Annotated in this window: 4 protein-coding genes; all 4 read left to right on the top strand. The window is 47.1% G+C overall.

Annotated features, from left to right (window positions below; translation table 11 throughout):
* The coding region (locus Q0191_RS01495; protein WP_297663186.1) for an ACT domain-containing protein at positions 1-609 on the top strand (609 nt) is incomplete at its 5' end.
* A 45-nt stretch (positions 610-654) separates the two neighbouring features.
* The gene (gene dtd, locus Q0191_RS01490; protein WP_297663184.1) at positions 655-1,098 is read left to right on the top strand and encodes a D-aminoacyl-tRNA deacylase; all 444 of its coding nucleotides are present in this window, start codon (positions 655-657) and stop codon (positions 1,096-1,098) included.
* A 358-nt stretch (positions 1,099-1,456) separates the two neighbouring features.
* Positions 1,457-2,047 carry a CDP-archaeol synthase gene (locus Q0191_RS01485; protein ID WP_297663182.1) on the top strand — a complete coding sequence of 197 codons (591 nt, stop codon included), beginning with the start codon at positions 1,457-1,459 and terminating at the stop codon, positions 2,045-2,047.
* Positions 2,048-2,061: 14 nt separating this feature from the next.
* The coding region (locus Q0191_RS01480) for a PEP/pyruvate-binding domain-containing protein (protein ID WP_297663180.1) at positions 2,062-3,236 on the top strand (1,175 nt) is incomplete at its 3' end.

Raw genomic sequence — 3,236 nt, 5'->3', positions numbered from 1 at the left:
TTCGGTGAGATTGGTGCCATTAGTATTTTCAACCGCTTGACGGAAAAAGAGCGCCGTGAGGAAGAGCGGGCCAAGGCCAGAGCAGAGGCGGAGGAATTGGTCAAGGGCGGTGAAGTTAAGGTCGAAAATAAAAAAGATACCCTTAAGGTCAAGCACGAAGGCGGTGTGGTCATTCAGGGGGCGTCTGGTCTCCTCATCCGTATTGCCAAGTGCTGTAATCCTGTGCCTGGTGACGACATTGTTGGTTACATTACCAAAGGACGCGGCGTAGCTATTCACCGGCAAGACTGTATGAATCTCAAGGCTCAGGAAAATTACGAGCAGCGCTTGCTTGATGTGGAATGGGAAGAAAACAACTCGACCAAAGAGTACACGGCCCATATTGATATTTATGGTCTCAACCGGTCTGGTCTTCTCAACGATGTGCTGCAGGTGCTGTCCAATACTACCAAAAACATTTCAACGGTTAATGCCCAGCCAACTAAAGATATGAAATTTGCTAATATCCATGTTTCTTTTGGCATTGCCAACCTGTCCATGCTGACGACGGTGGTGGATAAGATCAAGAGTGTGCCAGAGGTGTATTCGGTCAAACGAACCAATGGCTAAGTGCAAGCCTGTCAGAGTAGATAGTAGTCAGAAAAAGGAAAAGATATGAAAATTGTCATTCAGCGCGTCAAACGTGCTCAGGTCAGTATTGACCAGCAGCTGCACAACAGCATTGGACAAGGTCTCCTGCTCTTAGTAGGTGTCGGGCCTGATGATAGTCAGGAAGATATGGACTATGCGGTCAGGAAGATTGTCAATATGCGGATTTTTTCCGATGCTGAGGATAAGATGAATCTTTCTGTTCAAGATATTGGAGGGGAAATTCTTTCCATTTCCCAATTTACCCTCCATGCAGATACCAAAAAGGGAAATCGGCCAGCCTTTACAGGTGCAGCCAAGCCGGATATGGCTAGTCCCTTTTATGACAAGTTTAACCAGCTGTTGGCTGAGCAAGTGCCAGTCAAGACGGGCGTGTTCGGCGCAGACATGCAGGTGGAATTGGTAAATGATGGCCCAGTAACCATTCTGCTAGACACTAAAAATCGATGAAAGAATTGCGCGCCTTCTAAACGTCAGTAGTTTAAGGCTAGGCAAAAAATAGCTTACTGCTTTCCTAGAGACAAGGCGCATTTCATAGGCTTCATAAGTAACTTTTAATGACCAGTGCTGGTTTCCTTAGAAGTTCTTATGAGGCTTTTTGTGTGGTTTAAAGGCGATATTATTCTAGCAGGCGGATTTGGAGTTGATAAAGCGGAATGGCAGATATGGGTTGCTCCTTGTCAGATGCGACAGATGTGTAGGGCTTATTGGAAAGGGGCTTTACGACTTATGGTATAATGATATATATAAGTTTGAGGAGTCTTTTGATTTTTTCAGACTGATCTTCATAAAAAGAATAGGAAATAATATGCGCTCGATTCTTGCCTTATATATCACCCTGATGCCGATCATTCTGGCTGGGATTCTCAATATGATCTTTTGCAAGTCTTCACTGCTAGGGGCGGCATACCGCCCCATGGATAGCGGCTTGGTTTTAAAGGACGGGAAGAGGCTTTTGGGGGCTAACAAGACCTGGAAAGGTTTCTTTGGCATGATTGTCTGGGGAGCTTTGGCTCAGATCCTTTGGGGCTTGCTCTTAAAGGGTATTCCCAGCCTAGAAAAGCTGCACCTGGTCTATGCTTTCTACGAAAATACCGTGCTTTTTAATCTGGTGCTTGGAGCTCTTTTGGGACTGGCTTACGTTTTGTTTGAGCTGCCTAATAGCTTTATCAAGCGCCGTTTGGAAATCAGAGAGGGCAAGACGGCGGAGAATGGCTGGAAATGGACTTTTATCTGGATCGATCAGATTGATTCTCTGATTGGCTGTATTATTTTCTTACTTTTCTATATCCCTCTGTCTTGGCAGCAGATACTGGGCATACTGATTCTGGGGGCGGGTACGCATCTGGGAGTCAATCGCCTGCTCTACTTGGCCAAGCTCAGAAAAAACCGTATGTGAGATGGGAGTTATTGATGAAAGAACTATGGCTGGAAAAAGACCCTTTGGCCGTCTATGGCGGTAAAATCAATCAGTTAATCAGCCTTTGTCGGCTGGGGCTTTCGGTTCCTAGAGCCTTGATTTTGCCAGCGGATCAAGTAATGGATTGGCTAAGAGCAGCTCTGCCAGAATACTCAAAAGAGGGACTTAAAGAATTAATCGAACTGGGCAAAGAGGAAATTGCGGAGCGTTTGCAGCAGTATCCCTTGGATCCAGCTTGGTTACAGGAGTTAGCAAGCTTTTGTCAGGAAAATCAAGCTTATATCGTTCGCAGCAGTGCCCTTTTAGAAGACGGACAGGCTATGTCATTTGCCGGCCAATATGACTCGATTGGCAATTGCCGGACACTGTCAGAAATTGAGCAGGGCATTCGTTCTTGCCTGCTTTCCCTCTTTAATCCAGAAGCTTTGGCCTACTGGCAGCGTCAGGGTCTGGCTGATAAGGATTTTGCTATGGCGGTGCTGATTCAGGAGCAGATAGAGCCTGACTTTAGCGGTGTCTGCTTTTCTCTAGACGTGGCGACTAATCAGGACCAGACCATGCTGTTGGAATATGTAAAAGGATCGGCTGAGAGCTTGGTTAGCGGTCAAGTCAATCCTGAGCAGTTGACTCTTGCTTGGTACAAGCCAGACTGGATCCAGTTTGAAGAGCTTGAAATCCCTCTGGCAGTCTTGCAGAAACTGCACGCGCAAGTTTTGCAGATTGTGGCGTATTTTGGTCGGCCCATGGATATCGAGTGGTGTGCTGTCCAAGAGCAAGTCTATCTGCTGCAGGCTCGGCCTATCACGACAGTCCCTACTAGAATCGACAGTGGTCGCTGGACGACGGCTAATTTTCGGGATGGAGGAGTGGCGGCTCAGCCCTGTCCAAATCTCATGTGGAGCCTTTATCGCCATTCTTGGCAAGAGGCCCTTTCCAGCTTTTTGCTGGCTATTGGCCTAGAGCCTGAAGGTGTGATGCCGCCGCTGATGCGTCTCCATTATGCTCGGCCTTTCTGGAACTTAGGCGTGGTCAAGCAAGGCATGGAGCAGATTCCGGGTTATATTGAGCGAGACTTTGATGATGAGCTGGGAGTTAATAAAGACTACCAAGGTCAAGGTTTTACCAGCAAATTAAGTCCAGCCTTGCTCTTGAATTTCCTGCGGGTAGC

The sequence above is a fragment of the uncultured Streptococcus sp. genome (assembly GCF_938036805.1).
Classification (GTDB): domain Bacteria; phylum Bacillota; class Bacilli; order Lactobacillales; family Streptococcaceae; genus Streptococcus.
Note: the sequence above shows the minus strand (reverse complement) of the source record. Positions and strands in the feature narration are given on the sequence as shown.